General features: G+C 69.9%; 13 protein-coding genes and 1 riboswitch. Of the genes, 4 read left to right on the plus strand and 9 right to left on the minus strand.

The window, feature by feature from the left end:
* The first annotated feature begins 47 nt into the window (after positions 1 to 47).
* The gene (locus ACSQ2G_RS14265; protein WP_436031867.1) at positions 48 to 1,139 is read left to right on the plus strand and encodes a PAS domain-containing protein; all 1,092 of its coding nucleotides are present in this window, start codon (positions 48 to 50) and stop codon (positions 1,137 to 1,139) included.
* A 55-nt stretch (positions 1,140 to 1,194) separates the two neighbouring features.
* Here ACSQ2G_RS14265 and ACSQ2G_RS14270 read toward each other — a convergent pair whose 3' ends face one another.
* The 6 genes from ACSQ2G_RS14270 to ACSQ2G_RS14295 form a co-directional block, all read right to left on the minus strand.
* Entirely contained in the window at positions 1,195 to 1,614 is a 420-nt protein-coding gene (locus tag ACSQ2G_RS14270) for a response regulator (RefSeq protein ID WP_310080511.1), read from the minus strand.
* Between the two features lie 156 nt (positions 1,615 to 1,770).
* Complete coding sequence (locus ACSQ2G_RS14275; RefSeq protein WP_436031868.1) at positions 1,771 to 2,550, minus strand: polysaccharide deacetylase family protein; 780 nt, start codon at positions 2,548 to 2,550, stop codon at positions 1,771 to 1,773.
* An 8-nt stretch (positions 2,551 to 2,558) separates the two neighbouring features.
* Positions 2,559 to 3,398, minus strand: coding sequence for a glycosyltransferase family 2 protein (locus ACSQ2G_RS14280; protein ID WP_436031870.1), 840 nt, complete (start codon positions 3,396 to 3,398; stop codon positions 2,559 to 2,561).
* A 121-nt stretch (positions 3,399 to 3,519) separates the two neighbouring features.
* A complete protein-coding gene (locus ACSQ2G_RS14285; protein WP_436031872.1) occupies positions 3,520 to 6,006 on the minus strand; it encodes a TonB-dependent receptor in 2,487 nt (828 codons plus the stop codon).
* A 71-nt stretch (positions 6,007 to 6,077) separates the two neighbouring features.
* Positions 6,078 to 7,082: a FecR family protein gene (locus tag ACSQ2G_RS14290; RefSeq protein ID WP_436031874.1), complete on the minus strand. Its 1,005-nt coding sequence runs from the start codon at positions 7,080 to 7,082 to the stop codon at positions 6,078 to 6,080.
* 97 nt (positions 7,083 to 7,179) lie between these two features.
* The gene (locus tag ACSQ2G_RS14295) at positions 7,180 to 7,677 is read right to left on the minus strand and encodes an RNA polymerase sigma factor (protein ID WP_436031875.1); all 498 of its coding nucleotides are present in this window, start codon (positions 7,675 to 7,677) and stop codon (positions 7,180 to 7,182) included.
* A 213-nt stretch (positions 7,678 to 7,890) separates the two neighbouring features.
* Here ACSQ2G_RS14295 and ACSQ2G_RS14300 point away from each other — a divergent pair, with 213 nt between their 5' ends.
* Positions 7,891 to 8,370, plus strand: a complete 480-nt coding sequence (locus ACSQ2G_RS14300; protein WP_436031877.1) for a hypothetical protein — start codon at positions 7,891 to 7,893, stop codon at positions 8,368 to 8,370.
* 159 nt (positions 8,371 to 8,529) lie between these two features.
* Here the strand turns inward: ACSQ2G_RS14300 and ACSQ2G_RS14305 are convergent, their stop codons facing one another.
* Positions 8,530 to 9,330, minus strand: a complete 801-nt coding sequence (locus tag ACSQ2G_RS14305; protein ID WP_436031879.1) for a TOBE domain-containing protein — start codon at positions 9,328 to 9,330, stop codon at positions 8,530 to 8,532.
* A 142-nt stretch (positions 9,331 to 9,472) separates the two neighbouring features.
* On the opposite strand from ACSQ2G_RS14305, the gene modB reads away from it, so the two are divergent.
* On the plus strand, positions 9,473 to 10,144 hold the full coding sequence (gene modB / locus ACSQ2G_RS14310) for a molybdate ABC transporter permease subunit (protein WP_436031881.1): 672 nt from the start codon (positions 9,473 to 9,475) through the stop codon (positions 10,142 to 10,144).
* 68 nt (positions 10,145 to 10,212) lie between these two features.
* Here modB and ACSQ2G_RS14315 read toward each other — a convergent pair whose 3' ends face one another.
* Both ACSQ2G_RS14315 and cobU read right to left on the minus strand, forming a co-directional pair.
* Positions 10,213 to 11,100 carry a TauD/TfdA dioxygenase family protein gene (locus tag ACSQ2G_RS14315; protein ID WP_436031883.1) on the minus strand — a complete coding sequence of 296 codons (888 nt, stop codon included), beginning with the start codon at positions 11,098 to 11,100 and terminating at the stop codon, positions 10,213 to 10,215.
* Positions 11,101 to 11,314: 214 nt separating this feature from the next.
* On the minus strand, positions 11,315 to 11,824 hold the full coding sequence (gene cobU, locus ACSQ2G_RS14320; RefSeq protein ID WP_436031885.1) for a bifunctional adenosylcobinamide kinase/adenosylcobinamide-phosphate guanylyltransferase: 510 nt from the start codon (positions 11,822 to 11,824) through the stop codon (positions 11,315 to 11,317).
* A 49-nt stretch (positions 11,825 to 11,873) separates the two neighbouring features.
* Positions 11,874 to 12,074: riboswitch (cobalamin riboswitch) on the plus strand.
* A gap of 109 nt (positions 12,075 to 12,183) precedes the next feature.
* On the opposite strand from cobU, the gene ACSQ2G_RS14325 reads away from it, so the two are divergent.
* Positions 12,184 to 14,127, plus strand: a complete 1,944-nt coding sequence (locus ACSQ2G_RS14325; protein WP_436031887.1) for a TonB-dependent receptor plug domain-containing protein — start codon at positions 12,184 to 12,186, stop codon at positions 14,125 to 14,127.
* Position 14,128 lies beyond the last annotated feature (1 nt).

A 14,128-nucleotide genomic window follows, 5' to 3' on the forward strand; every position in this document is an offset into this window, starting at 1 on the left:
GGCGTCGGCGCAGTCCAGCGATCTTTCCGCGCCCGAGGGGATTTTTCTTGATAGACGGCCCGGATCGTCCCACGCCCGACGCGGCGCCCGCCGGACTGGCGCCGCCCTGGCTGGCCTCGGCGGCCTCGACCTCCGAAGCCCTCAGCCGCAGCCAAGCCCAGCTGCAGGTCCTGACCGACGCCATGCCGCAGATGGTTTGGTCCACCCGGCCCGACGGTTTCCACGACTATTACAACGCCCGCTGGTACGAATTCACCGGCGTCCCCGTCGGCTCGACCGACGGCGAGGCTTGGAACGGCATGTTCCACCCGGACGACCAGCCCCGGGCCTGGGCCCTGTGGCGACACAGCTTGGCGACGGGCGAGCCATACGAGATCGAGTACCGGCTGCGCCACCACAGCGGCGACTATCGCTGGACCCTGGGCCGCGCCCTGCCCGTCCGTGATCGCGACGGGACCATCGTCCGCTGGATCGGCACCTGCACCGATATCGACGCGGCCAAGCGCGCGGCCGAGGACAACGAACTGCTGAGCCGCGAGCTCAGCCATCGGATCAAGAACATCTTCGCGGTGATCTCGGGCCTGATCGGCCTGTCCAGCCGTCACGACCCCAGCGTCCGCCCGTTCGCCAAGGGGCTGCAGGAACGCATCGCGGCCCTGGGGCGGGCGCACGAGTTCGCGCGTCCGCACAGCGAAGGCTCGCGGCCGGCCCTGGGCGGTTCGACCCTGCACGGCCTGCTGGGCGAGCTGTTCACGCCCTATCCAGCCTTCGACGAGGGCCGGATCGCGATCGCCGGTGACGACGTGCCGATCGACGATCGCGGCGCCACGCCCATCGCCCTGGTGTTCCACGAACTGGCGACCAACGCGGCCAAGTACGGCGCGCTCTCCAGTCCCGAGGGCCGGATCGTGATCGACGTGACGCGGCAGGGCGTGGGGTTGGTCATCCGCTGGCGCGAGCTGGGCGGTCCGCCGGTGGCCGGGCCGCCGGTCCACACCGGTTTCGGCACGCGCCTGGCCGAGATGAGCATCGAGAACCAGCTGGGCGGTTCGGTCCGGCGCACCTGGTCGCCGGAAGGCCTTCAGGTCGAGATCGAGGTGCTGGCCGGCCGCCTGAACCGCGACGCTCCGAAGACCTGAACCGGTCTTTGTTGAAGGCCTTGCAGACACTGTCAGCGGCCTAAAACGCCGACCTCTACGCGGCGCGGCCCGTCAGCATCAGGCCCGCCGGCGGGGCCGGCAGCACCGCGCGATCCTCGACGCGCAGGGCATATTCCAAGGCCGCGGCGATCAGATAATGGGCGCACGGCTTGCTGATCACCCCGATCACGCCCGGCAGGTCGGTGTCGACCACCATGCGCGGGTTGGCGGTCACGAACAGCACCTTGATCGCGAACTCCTCGACCAGGCGGCGCGCGATCAGCGGCCCCGTCTGGCCGTCGCGCAGATGCACGTCGACCAGGGCGATGTCGGGCCCGGCCTGGGCCAGGTCCAAGGCGGTCTCCAGATCCTGAGCGATGCCCGCGGACGCGTACCCCAATTCCTGAAGCCCGGCCTCGAGGTCGGCCGCGACCAGATATTCGTCTTCGACAATCAGGACTCGAGATTTGGACATGCCGGCAATACGGCTGAGATTTGGAAGCGTTCCATCCTTTTGCGTCGGAATCCCGACATTGCGTCTTCCGCGCAACAGGGAGGCCCCGCGCCTGGATTGGAGACTTGAATTGAAACACGCCCAAATGTTGGTCGGCTCGGCCGCCGGACGTGGACCCTAGCCCGTCTTCAGGATGATCTTGTCACGCAGGCTGACGGTAGCCGGCCCGTCGAGACTCGTTCGGGCGACGGGCCGGGCGATGGGCAGGAACGCCTCGAGGAAGCGCCAGGCGGCCTCGTCATGGTCCAGATGGTGCGTCAGCAGCCCCAGCGGCTGGTCCCAGGCCCCCGTCGTCCGGCGTTCGGCCAGCAGGCGGCGGGCGCGCAGCAGGAACCGGGCCGCGCCCCGGAAGCGCGCGGCGGGCTTCCAGCGCATGACGTCCAGATGGGCGTCCAGGCGGTTGGGCTCGGCCGCGCTCCGCATCTGGCCGTAGCAGGACAGGCTCAGACCCTGCAGGTCCAGCGCCCGTTTCAGGGTGGGATGGGCGTTGTTCCAGGGCGGCACGAACAGCCGCGGCGTCACCCCGGCCCGGCGGAACACCTCCGTCGCCCCGCTCAGGTCCGACATCACGTCGGCCAGGCGATCCAGGTCGTAGACCTCGCCAAACGGCAGGCCCGGCGGGGCGCGGTTCTCGTGGCGGAAGCCATGGATCGCCAGTTCGGCGCCGGGGATCACGCGACAGGCCTTGGCTAGGGCCGCGATGTCGCCGTCCGGCACGGCGGCGACGGTGATCGGCGCCGCGAAGCGGACCGACAGGGACAGCAGGCGGTCCAGGGCCGGCGTCGGCCGGCGCGCGTCGTCGTCGCGCCACCAGAACGCCGGCACGTGGCCCGCGGCCTTCCAGCGGGCCAGTTCCGGCCCGATCACGACGGCGATCAGGAGACGATGCAGCGACATGACCACGGTCAGGCCGAATGGCCCAGCCTGGCGTCGTCAAGATCGAGGCCGATCACCGCGCTCGAACGCATCGCCTGGACGCTCTGGCCGTTCAGCGCCCGGATCTCGCGCGCCTTGAGGTTCGAGAGCAGCGGATAGAGGCCGGCCATGACGGCGATCAGGAACCCCATGTCGCCCTCCTTGTAGCCCTTGCGCGAGACGTAGCACTTGCAGAACCGGCGCACGCCGCGGAACAGGTCGTCCCACAGGCCCTTGATCTTGCCGCTGTCGGCCAGGTCCTGGCCGCGCAGGGTGGTGTAGCGATTGAGGCGCTGGACCATGTCGGCGATGTCGTCGTCGACCTTGTGCAGGATGGCGTTGTCCAGCCGGCCGCCATAGACGCCCGAGAAGGTGGTGCCCGGATGCACCCGTTCTTTCTTCCAACGCTTGACGCCCTTGCGGAACAGCCGGGCCACCGAGGAGGCTCCGAACGAACCGCCCCAGCCGTGGCGCACCAGTTGCGCGCCCACGAAGTTGTCCACGGGCACCTGGTACCAGTCGCCGGCGTCGGCGCGGGCGATCGTCTCGCGGATCTCCTGGGCCAGGGCCGGAGTCACGGCCTCGTCGGCGTCCAGTTCGACGATCCAGTCGCCGCGGCAGGCGGCCACGCCGGCCTCCTTGCGCAGGCCTTCCACGGGAAAGATGCCCGAGACGACCCGCGCGCCCATCTTGCGGGCGATGGCCTCGCTATGATCCGTGCAGCGATCGGCGACGACGACGATCTCGTCGCAGAACGCCAGCCGCGCCAGGCACTCGGCCAGCCGCGCCTCTTCGTTGTGGACGCAGACAAGCCCCGACAGGACAGACATGTGGTTTCCCCGACTTGGGGCGACCTTCCGAATACGCCCCGTCAGGAAGTAAACGTCGCCATGCCGATGGAACCTCAGCGCCTTTTTCACGTTCACGCGCGGAAAGCCGCTGCTGGTCCTCCTAGAAGGCCCGCGAAATCGCCAGACTCCAGGTGCGCGGACGCAGCGGCGTGACCTGGCGCACCTGGCCGAAGCTGAACGGGTTGCCGTAGGCGAAGGTGTCGCTCGAGGCGTTGGCCGGATTGGTGACCGCCAGGATCCAGCTCCAGTCCCGCGTCGCCAGCTCGGCCGACAGGCGACCGGTGACATAGCCGCCCATCGACGGGGAAAGGCGGCGGTCGAAGGTCAGGCGCGACTGGCCGACATATTCCAGCTCGCTGGTCAGCACCAGGCGCCGCGCGGCGGCCAGATTCCGTTCGTACCGGACCATGAGGCCGGCCGAGACGTCCGGCACGCCGGGCAGCTCGCTCTGGGCCGCCGAGGCGAAATTGGGATTCACCCGGCTCAGGCGCGGGCGATTGAACAACGCGTTGGCGTCCACCGTCAGGCCAGGGGCGGCAAGAACCGTAGCCTCGACCTCCAGGCCGGTGTTGCGGCCGTCGCCGACATTGGCCGTGTAGGACAGGCCCGAGCTCAGATACTGGTCGGTCTGGATATCGGTCCACACGTCGTGGAACAGGGCGGTGCGCAGGACCATGCGCCCTTCGCCGGGCCGGAAGCTGGCGCCGATCTCATAGTTGCGCAGGTGGTCGGGCTTGAACGCGCCGCGCAGCGCCGACGGCGCGATCAGTCCGCCCGAATTGAACCCGCCCGAGCGATAACCTTCCGAGGTCAGCAGATAGATCAGCCCGCCGCTCCAGGTGCGCTGAAGCGAGATCTTCGGCGAAACGCCGGTGAAGCGCGCCTCGCGGTCCAGCGTACGCGACTGCCCCGGGGCCGGCGCCTCGACCGCCGAGGTGGTGTGCACCGCGCTGCGGAAGGCGCGGCCGCCCAGGCTGGCGGTCCAGCCGCCGCCCAGATCGTAGGCGGTCTCGCCGTAGAGGGCCAGCTCGCGCCGCCGATCCCGACGCGCCTCCAGATAGATCAGGCGCGAAGGATCGAAATAGGTGCGCGCCCGCAGTTCGCCGTCGCTGTCCTCCAGGCTGGCCAGGCCGTAGAGGCCGAACAGCCAGCGGAAACGGTCGGTGTCCGGCGACGACAGCACCGCGTCCTCGACCAGCAACCGCACCTTGCTGGCCTCGTCGAACAGGCCGACGTCGACCGCGTCGGCGCCGGCCCCGTTCAGCGCCGCGGTGGCGTCGAACCGGCTGGCGAAGCGGTGACGGACATAGCCGGTCGACGACACGAACCGCCCCCAGTCCCCCGCTCCGGTGATCGTCACAGCCCCCTGCTGCAGGACGTTGTCGTGGGTCTCGCGCACCTGGTTGGCGCGCTTCTGGCCGCCCAGGCTCGGGGTCGTGTACTGGCTGTCGGTGGCGTGCAGGTCCTGGCGCGCGCCGGACACCAGGACCGACCATTCCGGCCCCATCGCCACGGTCAGGGCGGCCCTGCCGCCGGTGCGCGTGGTGCGGTCGACGTTGGAGAGGCGCAGGTTGACGTCGTCGACATAGCCGCCGTCCACGTCGCTGTAGGCCGCCAGGCGCAAAGCGGCGCGACCGGCGGCGAGCGGCAGGTTGACCACGCCCTCGAAGCGGCTGCTGGGCGAGCCGGATTCGGTGGCGGCCGCGCCGGCCAGGAGAGATCCCGACCATTCGTCCAGCACCGGCTTGGCGGAGACGATCCGATAGACCCCGCTGAGCGACCCGCCGCCATAGAGCGCGCCTTGCGGCCCCCGCAGGATCTCCACCCGGTCGACGTCGATCAGCCGCAGGTCCGGGTCGGGGGCGTTGTAAGTCAGCGGGATGTTGTCGAGATAGGTGCCGACCGTCTGCTGGGTGCGACCGGTGAAGGTGCCGTCCGACAGGCCGCGCAGCATGATCTTGTTACGCGCCGCGCCCAGATTGGTGGTGATGAAGCCGGCGGTCTGCTGGGAGACGCTGGTCGTGTCGATGGCCCCCGCGTCGCGCAGCCGCGCGGCGCTGATCACGCTGAGGCCGCCGGCCGCCGCGCCCAGGCGGGTCGGGCGCTTGGTGGCGGTGACGATGATTGTGTCGATGGCCGGGGCGGTGACCACCGGAGGCGGCGCGGCGGCCGGCGGCGGCCCGGCCCGCTCCGCGCTCCGGCTCGGCCGGGCCGGGCGGATGCTGACGGTCGCGTTGTCGAGGATCTCGAACTGGCATGGCGCGCCAGCGGTTACCGCCCCCAGCGCCTGGCGCAGGGTCAGGACACCGGCGATGGCCGCGCTTCGTCCCGGGCAGGACGACGCCCCGCCCAGGGTGACCCGGGCCTGGACGCCGACGTCGATCAGGGCCTCCGACCGCGGCTTGGCGGGGATGTCGAACCGGAACTTCGCCGGCGCCGCGCCGGCCTCACCGACCAGGGCCAGGGCGGACGTCAGGGCCAGGGCGAAGAGCGGAGCGGAGCGGCGCGGGCAAGCGGCGGCGGTCGCGCCGGGATGTCCCGGATCGTCAGGCCGACCGCGAAGCTGGGACTCCGTGTCCGAAATCATCGGGCTCCAGCTCTATCCCCCTAGAGCTCAAGCTTCGCGCTTCGAACGATTCCGGGCCCGTCAGCAAGACCCTAGCGCGCGCGGATCACGATGGCGTCGTCGGTCGTCGTCGTCCGTACCGGAAGCAGGTGCGACAGTCGGTCGACCATCGCATCCTGGTCATCGACGATCAACACGCCGGAAAGTCGCATGTTGGCGGCCTCGGCGTCGCCCAGCTTGACCGGACGCGGGAACAGCCGGTTCATGTCGCCGGCGATCTGCGAAAGCGGCTGGTCGCGATAGATCAGCCGGCCCTGGCGCCATCCGGCGACCTCCTCGACGGCCACGGCCTGGACCTGGGCGTCGGCCCTCTGGCCCTTGCGATGCGACAGCCCCTGCCCCGGCCGCAACCGGAACGACGCGGCGTCGCGGGCCAGGTTCGGACGCACCTCGACCAGGCCGCGCCGGACATTGACCGCCACCAGCCCGTCGCGATGACGGACGTCGAACTGGGTGCCGACCACCCGCACCTGGGTGTCGCCGGCCGAGACCAGGAACGGCCGCGAGGAATCCTTGGCCACGTCGAAGAAGGCCTGGGCGTCGCCCAGATGGACGCGGCGCGCATGGCGCTCGAACCGAACCGTCATCCGCGAGGCGGCGTTCATCTCGATCCGCGAGCCGTCCTCCAGGGCGACGGTCCGGCGCTCGCCGACGCTGGTCACATAGGTCGTCTCGTGCGCGCCCAGCAGTCCACTGGCCGGCAGGAGGACCGCGCCGGCGACGAAGGCGGCGGCGATCGCCGCGCCCGCCGACCAGATCCAGACCCGCCGCGTCGGTCGCAACGGAACGACCTCGCCCCGCGAGGCCGTCAAGGGCGCGGCGACGGGCTCGACCTGGGCGAAGCGCGCGTCCAGGTCCAGGCGACCGTCAAAGGCCAGCGCGGCGTCATAGGCCTGGGCGTGGGTCGGCGAAGCCGTCAGCCAGGCGTCGAAATCCAGCCAGTCGCGTTCGGTGACCGCCTCGCCCTGCAGGCGAACCAGCCAATCGATCGCGGCCTCGACGGTCTCGGCGTCGATGTCCGTTTGGGCGCGCGTCATTTCGCTCCGTCCCGACGCCAAGTCGCGTCCTCGCAAGGATAAGACGTCGCCAAGGCGCCGGCACCTCCAAGACCCATGCTCGAAACCATAACCGCCCTCATGCCAGCTTCGCCATCAGCGCCTTCAGGGCGGCGCTCACATGCTTTTCGACCGAGCTGCGGCTGACGCCCATGGCGGCCGCGGTGTCGGCGTGGCTCAGGCCTTCCAGCTTGTGAAGCCTGAACGCCCGGGCGACCTGGGGCGGCAAGTCCTCGACCGCCGTCATCATCGCGCTCAGACGCTGCCGGCCGGCGACCACCTCCTCGGCCGACGGGAGGTCCGCCACCTGTTGGTCGCCCAGCGACGCGCCCTGCAGGCTGCGCCATCCCTCGTCACGGGCGCTGGCGCGGGTCTGGCTGCGCAACCGGTCGAGCATCAGGTTGTTGGCCATGCGGAACAGCAAGGCCGAGCCGTCGCCCTCGACCTCCAGATCGCCCAGGGCCTGGACCTTCAGGTACAGGTCCTGGATCAGGTCTTCGGCCTCGCTGGCCGAGCGCAGCCGGGCGGCGAAGACGCGCACCAGGTTGGCCCGCTTCTCGCCGTACAGCCGAGCCATCGGCGTGATCGATCGAGGGGTGGCGGACAGCGCGGGCTCCAGGGACTCAAGGGCGGCGAACGGGTTGCGGCGAGGGCTGAACCTAGGCCGCTGGCGCGCTTGGGTCCAGCGCGCCGAAGGGTCAGTTGTTGCGATTGACTCGCAACAAGATCAGGCGCTAAATATTGCGAGTCAGTCGCAACAATGACCGCGACGCCCGTCCGAGAGGCCGCGATGACCCCCGATCCCATAGCGCTGCGCTGGACCTCCGGACCGACGGTCGGCGAAAGGCTGCTGCTGGGCGCCATGCGCCAGTGGGCGGCGCTGCGGGCGGCCGGCGAGCCTCCCAGCCGGCTGGTCGCCCAGGCCCTGGCCTTCCGGGCGTCCAACCGCACCGGCGGCCTGTTCGTGGCCTGGATGCAGTCGGTGGAGGCCTGCCTGCGCCGGCCGATCCAGGTGGAATGTCCGGCCTGCGGCGGCATCTCCACCGACGAGCAGCGGCTGATGGTCTCGTGCGGCCTGGCCGGAACCGCCACGGCGGCGGGCGAGGCGCTGCTCGAGCCCTTGCTGGTCGATTCCCAGCCGACCATGGTCCTGGCCCGGGCCCTGAACGCGGCGCTGCGGGTCGACGGCTATCCTCTGCCCGCCCGGCTGCGCGATGAGCGGACGGCCGAGCCGACCCCGCCGGCGCCCGAGCGGCCGACGGTCCATTAGGAGCTGTGGACAGTTGAGGGTTTGGGGCCGAATTCCTCGTCCTTCGACAGGCTCAGGATGAGGAATTCTACTGAACCACCCTACAACGAGCCCTCATCCTGAGCCTGTCGAAGGACGAGGGCGGCGTCTCGACGCTAAAGGCCTAACTGTCCACGGAACCTAGTCGATGGCGAGGATGACGTTGGACGGGGCGACGGTCGCCACGACGTGATCGCCGACGGCGGGCGGCCTGGCGGAATTCGGCACGGTGGCGACCAGGGTCTTGCCGGCCGACAGGCTCAGGGTCACTTCGCTGACCTCATGGCCGTCCTCGCGATCGACCACGGTCCCGGCCAGGCGGTTGACCCCGTCGTCGGGCGGACCGTCGCCGACTAGGACGACGAAGCTGGACTTGATCAGGGCGAGCGCCGGCTTGCCGACCGCCAGGCCCAGTTCCTCGCGGCTGCGGCGAGTGATGACCGAGACGATCTCGACGCCCTCGCCCAGGTCGAGGTCGACCCGGGCGGTCACTTCGCCGTCGTCGATGGCCGTGACCACCCCGCGCAAGGCGTTGCGAGCGCTGGTGCGCAGGCCCAGGCTCCAGAACAGGTCGCCCAGGCCCTGGCCGGTGTTCGGCTCCGCCGCCGCCAGGCCCGTCTCCAGCCGCGACAGGGCCGCGCCGATCTCGCGCTCGACGTCACGGAAGGCCCGGATCACCGCCAGGCCGCGCGGCGTGACGACGGCCGCGCCGCCGGCCTTGCCGCCGGCGTTGGCGACCACCAGGGGCGCGTCGAACAGGTTGTTCAGCGCCTGCACCCCGTCCCACGCGCCCTTGTAGCTGAGGCCCAACTGCCTGGCCGCGGCGCTGATCGAGCCGAGGCCGGCGATCGCCTCGACCAGGGCGATGCGCTCCAGGCCGACACGCGCCAGGCCGCCGCGCTTCAGGACCAGGGACGCGCTCAGATCGCCTTCGGTGGACATCGTAGCCTCATGCCGGATCTCAGGCCGAACGTGACCGGGACGAGAAATCCCGTTATGCAGTTCCACTACATAACCGAGCCTCCGCCGGAACCAAAGCCATGCCGCCCCCTCCGCCACCAATCAAGATCAAGGCTGCCTGACGATGCTGGAGGTCGCGTGGCTGACGACCAAGCTGGCCGGGATCACCACGATCCTGCTGCTGGTCCTGGCCACGCCCCTGGCCTGGTGGCTGGCGCGGGGCCGTTCGCGCTGGAAGGCGCCGGTCGGGGCCCTGGTGGCCCTGCCGATCGTCCTGCCGCCGACCGCCCTGGGCTTTTACCTGCTGATCGCCCTGGGCCCGCAAAGCCCGCTGATCGCCGTGCTGCATCCGTTCGGGGTACGCACCCTGGCCTTCACCTTCCAGGGCCTGGTGATCGGCTCGCTGGTCTATTCGCTGCCGTTCGCCGTCCAGCCGCTGCGCAACGCCTTCATCGCGGTGGGCGACGAGCCGCTGGAGGCCGCCGCCACCCTGGGCGCCTCGCCCTGGGCCCGGTTCGTCAGGGTGGCCCTGCCGCTGGCCCTGCCGGGCTACGCGGTCGCCGCCCTGCTGGTCTTCGCCCACACGGTCGGCGAGTTCGGGGTGGTGATGATGCTGGGCGGCGGCATTCCGGGCCAGACCGAGGTGCTGTCGATCGAGATCTACCGGCTGGTCGAGGCCCTGGAATGGGACAAGGCCCATCAGCTGGCCGGCGCCCTGCTGGTCTTCGCCTTCCTGGTCATGCTCAGCCTGCTGCTGATGGAACGCCGGGTGGACACGCGCGCCTCGCGGTCCTGAAAGTCTATCAGGTTTTCGCGACAAGACTTTGATTTAAATGGTCCTCCCGAGGCAAATTTGGAGTCGCTTCAGAACGGAACGTCGCCCTGGATCGTGACCCGCTCGACGACGCGCTCCTGAGGCCAGTAGTCGAGGATGGCGTAGTGCTGGGTGGCGCGGTTGTCCCAGAAGACGATGGCGTTCGGCGTCCAGCGGAAGCGGACCTGGTATTCGGGCGTCTTCACCCGGTCCAGCAGCTCGGCCAGCAGCCTGGCGGCCTCGTCCTCGGCCAGTCCCAGGATCCGCGTCGTGAACACCTTGTTGACGAACAGGTGCTTGTCGCCGGTCTCCGGATGGGTGCGGACAACCGGGTGGACCTGGGGCGGATAGGCGGCGCGCAGGTCCTGCCGCTTGGCCTCGTCGACCCGGTAGCCGTAGCTCTGCAGGATGTCGTGCTCGGCGGTCAGGGTCGCCAGCTGGTCCTTCAGCCTGTCGGGCAGGTCGCGATAGATGGCGGCGGTGTCGGCGAACAGGGTGTCGCCGCCCAGCGGCGGCAGGTGGCGGGCCCGCAGCACCCCGCCCATCGACGGGGCCGGGCGGAAGGTGACGTCGGTATGCCACTTGTTGGCGACGCGGACGATCGGCACGATCTCCTCGCGCAGCTTCATGCCGTCGGCGGCCTCGATGTGCAGGATCTCGGGAAAGCCGGGCACGTGGGCGGTGACAGGATGCCCTTCCAAGTTCCCGAAATACCGGCTGAAACGGACATGGTCCTCATGGCTGATGTCCTGGTCGCGGAAGAACACCACCTTGTGCCGCAACAGCGTCGCGCGGATCGCCACCACGATCTCCGGAGCCAGGGGCTGGCGCAGGTCCACCCCCGAGATCTCGGCCCCGAGCACGGGCCCGGCGGGCGTGACGGTCAGGCCGGCGTAGTCGGGCGTCTCGGCAGCGGCGATGGGGGCAAAGGCGTTCATGGCGTCCTCCCGGCGCGCCGCCCGTCCGTGCGAGCGGCGTCTGGTTCGTGCAGACCTCGATACCCGCCATAACGGCGGTCTTTGATTTCGAGTTCAAGCTCCTCCATGTCGCCTGCCCCCCTGAGAACGATCCGGAGCGCGGACGGGGACAGGCGCATGCGCCTGTCCCCAGCCCATGAGGCGGCGCAAAGTCCGCCACTCTCCACACCAAGGCCTATTTCAGGCGCAGGGTCAGCCCGGCCACCACCAGGGTCACCGCGTCGGCGGCCTGGGCCAGGGCCTGGTGCAGCCGCCCCGCCTCGTCGCGGAACCGCCGGGCCAGGGCGTTGTCCGGCACGATGCCGAAGCCGACCTCGTTGGACACCAGCCACAGAGCCCCTTCAAACCGTCCGACCGCCTCGACCAGTCCGGCGGCGGCCGTCGCCACATCCTGCTCGCCGAGCATCAGGTTCGACAGCCACAGCGTCAGGCAATCGACCACGACGACGTCGTCCGCGCCCAGCGTCGCCAACGCACCCGCGATATCGAGCGGCGCCTCCAGCGTCGTCCAGGCCGGACCACGATCCTTTTGATGGCGCGCGATGCGCTCGGCCATCTCCGAATCGAAGGCCTGGGCCGTGGCGATCATCACCAGCCGGCCGTCCGCGGCCAGGGCCTCCGCCGCCCCCTGGGCGAAAGCGCTCTTGCCGGATCGGGCTCCGCCCAGGACGAGGTTAAACGGCAAGACGCGCTCCCGATGGCCAGCCAGATTGACCGTGTGCGACGCAGCATATAGTGCAGCTCTCGCGACAGGTTCCTCGAAAGAGGATGAAAAGGGAACTCGGGTGCGAAACCCGGGCTGCCCCCGCAACTGTAAGCGGCGAGCCCGCGCGTCATTAAGCCACTGACCGTCCTCTTCGGAGGATGATTGGGAAGGCGACGCGCACCGGCCTTGACCCGCGAGCCAGGAGACCTGCCCGTCGCGGTCGTCCTTCGTCCGGCCGGGGTGCGCCGTACGATGGGGTTCTTTCCCCCGAGGCGACATCGTCAGGCCGGTCCGGATCCCCGGGCCAGCCTTCGTTGCCGCGCACGGAGGTCTTGAACATGCGCCCGATTTCCATCCTGGCCCTGGTGGCCGCCCTTCCCGCCCTCGCCCTGCCCGCTTTGGGCCTGCCCAGCCAGGTGCTGGCCGCCGAGCCCCTGGACGAGGCCAACGCCGTCGACCAGGTGGTCGTCACCGCTGGCCGCGCCGCCGACAAGCTGTCCGAAGTGCCGGTCAGCATGACCGTGATCACCGCGCAGACCCTGCGCCAGCGCCAGGTGGTGGTGGTCTCCGACCTGCTGTCGCGCACCCCGGGCGTCACCGTCACCCGCAACGGCGGCATCGGCGGCTCGACCCAGGTGCGCATCCGCGGCGCCGAAAGCGACCAGACCGCCGTGCTGATCGACGGCGTCAAGCTGAACGACCCGTCGGCGACCGGCGGCGGCTACAACTTCGCCACCCTGCTGGCCGGCGACGTCGACCGCATCGAGGTGCTGCGCGGCCCGCAGTCGACCCTGTGGGGCAGCCAGGCCATCGGCGGGGTGGTCAGCATGATCACCAAGACGCCGGACGGACCGCTGTCCGGCGACGCCACGGTCGAGGGCGGCTCGCGCGCCACGGCCTATGCCCGGCTCGGCGTCGGGGCCGGCGGCGCCTGGGGCGGCTGGCGCCTGGCGGCGGGGTCCTACACCACCGCCGGCGTCTCCAACTTCGACGAGGCCCTGGGCGGCAAGGAGAAGGACGGCTACCGCAACGCCGCCGTCAGCGGCCGCCTGGACCTGAACGTGACGGACGGGGCCAGCCTCGACGCCCGCCTGTCCTACGCCAGGGGCCGCAACGAATTCGACGGCTTCCCGGCCCCGGCGTTCGCCTTCGCCGACACCGCCGAATACGGCAGGACCCAGGAACTGGTCAGCTATCTGGGTGCGCGCCTGTCGAACTTCGACGGCGCCCTGAACAGCCGCATCGGCTATTCGTACACCCAGACCGACCGCGACAATTACGACCCCAGCCAGGCCGTCACGACCAAGACCTTCGACGCCAGGGGCACGGACAACAGCCTGGAATATCAGGGCACCTGGACGATCAGCCCGGTCTGGCGCGCGGTGTTCGGGGCCGAGACCGAGCGCACCTGGTTCCGCACCGCCGCGCCCTCCAGCTTCGACGCGAACCCCGCGCCCGGCCGCCACGCGACCGGCATGGACAGCGTCTACGGCCAGCTGCGGGCCAAGCCGGTCGAGGGCCTGACCCTGACCGGCGGCGTCCGCCACGACGACCACGACACCTTCGGCGGCGCCACCACCTATCAGGCCGGCGCGACCTGGAGCCCCAACAGCGGGACCACGGTCTTCCGCGCCAACTATGGCGAGGGCTTCAAGGCCCCGTCGCTGTATCAGCTGTACAGCGACTACGGGAACATCGCGCTGAAGCCTGAAGAGGCCAAGAGCTGGGACGTCGGTGTCGAGCACAGCCTGCTGGACGGCCGCCTGCGCGGCGCGATCACCTATTTCAACCGCGACACCAAGAACCAGATCGACTTCCTGTCCAACAACATCCCGCCCAACTTCGGCGGCTACGCCAACACGGCCAAGACCCAGGCTGACGGCGTCGAGGTGGAAGGCAGCCTCGAGGTCAGCCCGTTGCTGACCCTGTCGGCCAACTACACCAACATGGACGCGATCAATAAGTCGGCCGGCTCCAACTACGGCAAGGACCTGGTGCGCCGGGCCGGCGAGACCGCCTCGGCGGACGCCGAACTCAGCCTGCCGAACGGCCTGACCGGCGGCGTGATGATGCAGTATGTCGGCCACAGCTTCGACAACGCGTCCAACACTCGTCGCCTGAAAAGCTATGTCCTGACCGACGTGCGGATCGCCTATCCGATCAACGACACCTTCGAGCTGTACGGCCGGGTCGAGAACCTGTTCGACCAACACTACGAGACCCTCTACCGCTACGGGACCCTGGGCCGCGGCGCCTTCGCCGGCGTGCGGGCGAGGTTCTAGC

This window comes from Caulobacter sp. LjRoot300 (assembly GCF_964253875.1).
GTDB lineage: Bacteria > Pseudomonadota > Alphaproteobacteria > Caulobacterales > Caulobacteraceae > Caulobacter.

Coding starts and splice junctions, on each gene's coding strand:
- ACSQ2G_RS14270 (WP_310080511.1), bottom strand. CDS start 1,614: ATGTCCAAATCTCGAGTCCTGATTGTCGAAGACGAATATCTGGTCGCG.
- ACSQ2G_RS14275 (WP_436031868.1), bottom strand. CDS start 2,550: ATGTCGCTGCATCGTCTCCTGATCGCCGTCGTGATCGGGCCGGAACTG.
- ACSQ2G_RS14280 (WP_436031870.1), bottom strand. CDS start 3,398: ATGTCTGTCCTGTCGGGGCTTGTCTGCGTCCACAACGAAGAGGCGCGG.
- ACSQ2G_RS14285 (WP_436031872.1), bottom strand. CDS start 6,006: ATGATTTCGGACACGGAGTCCCAGCTTCGCGGTCGGCCTGACGATCCG.
- ACSQ2G_RS14290 (WP_436031874.1), bottom strand. CDS start 7,082: ATGACGCGCGCCCAAACGGACATCGACGCCGAGACCGTCGAGGCCGCG.
- ACSQ2G_RS14295 (WP_436031875.1), bottom strand. CDS start 7,677: ATGGCTCGGCTGTACGGCGAGAAGCGGGCCAACCTGGTGCGCGTCTTC.
- ACSQ2G_RS14300 (WP_436031877.1), top strand. CDS start 7,891: ATGACCCCCGATCCCATAGCGCTGCGCTGGACCTCCGGACCGACGGTC.
- ACSQ2G_RS14305 (WP_436031879.1), bottom strand. CDS start 9,330: ATGTCCACCGAAGGCGATCTGAGCGCGTCCCTGGTCCTGAAGCGCGGC.
- modB (WP_436031881.1), top strand. CDS start 9,473: ATGCTGGAGGTCGCGTGGCTGACGACCAAGCTGGCCGGGATCACCACG.
- ACSQ2G_RS14315 (WP_436031883.1), bottom strand. CDS start 11,100: ATGAACGCCTTTGCCCCCATCGCCGCTGCCGAGACGCCCGACTACGCC.
- ACSQ2G_RS14325 (WP_436031887.1), top strand. CDS start 12,184: ATGCGCCCGATTTCCATCCTGGCCCTGGTGGCCGCCCTTCCCGCCCTC.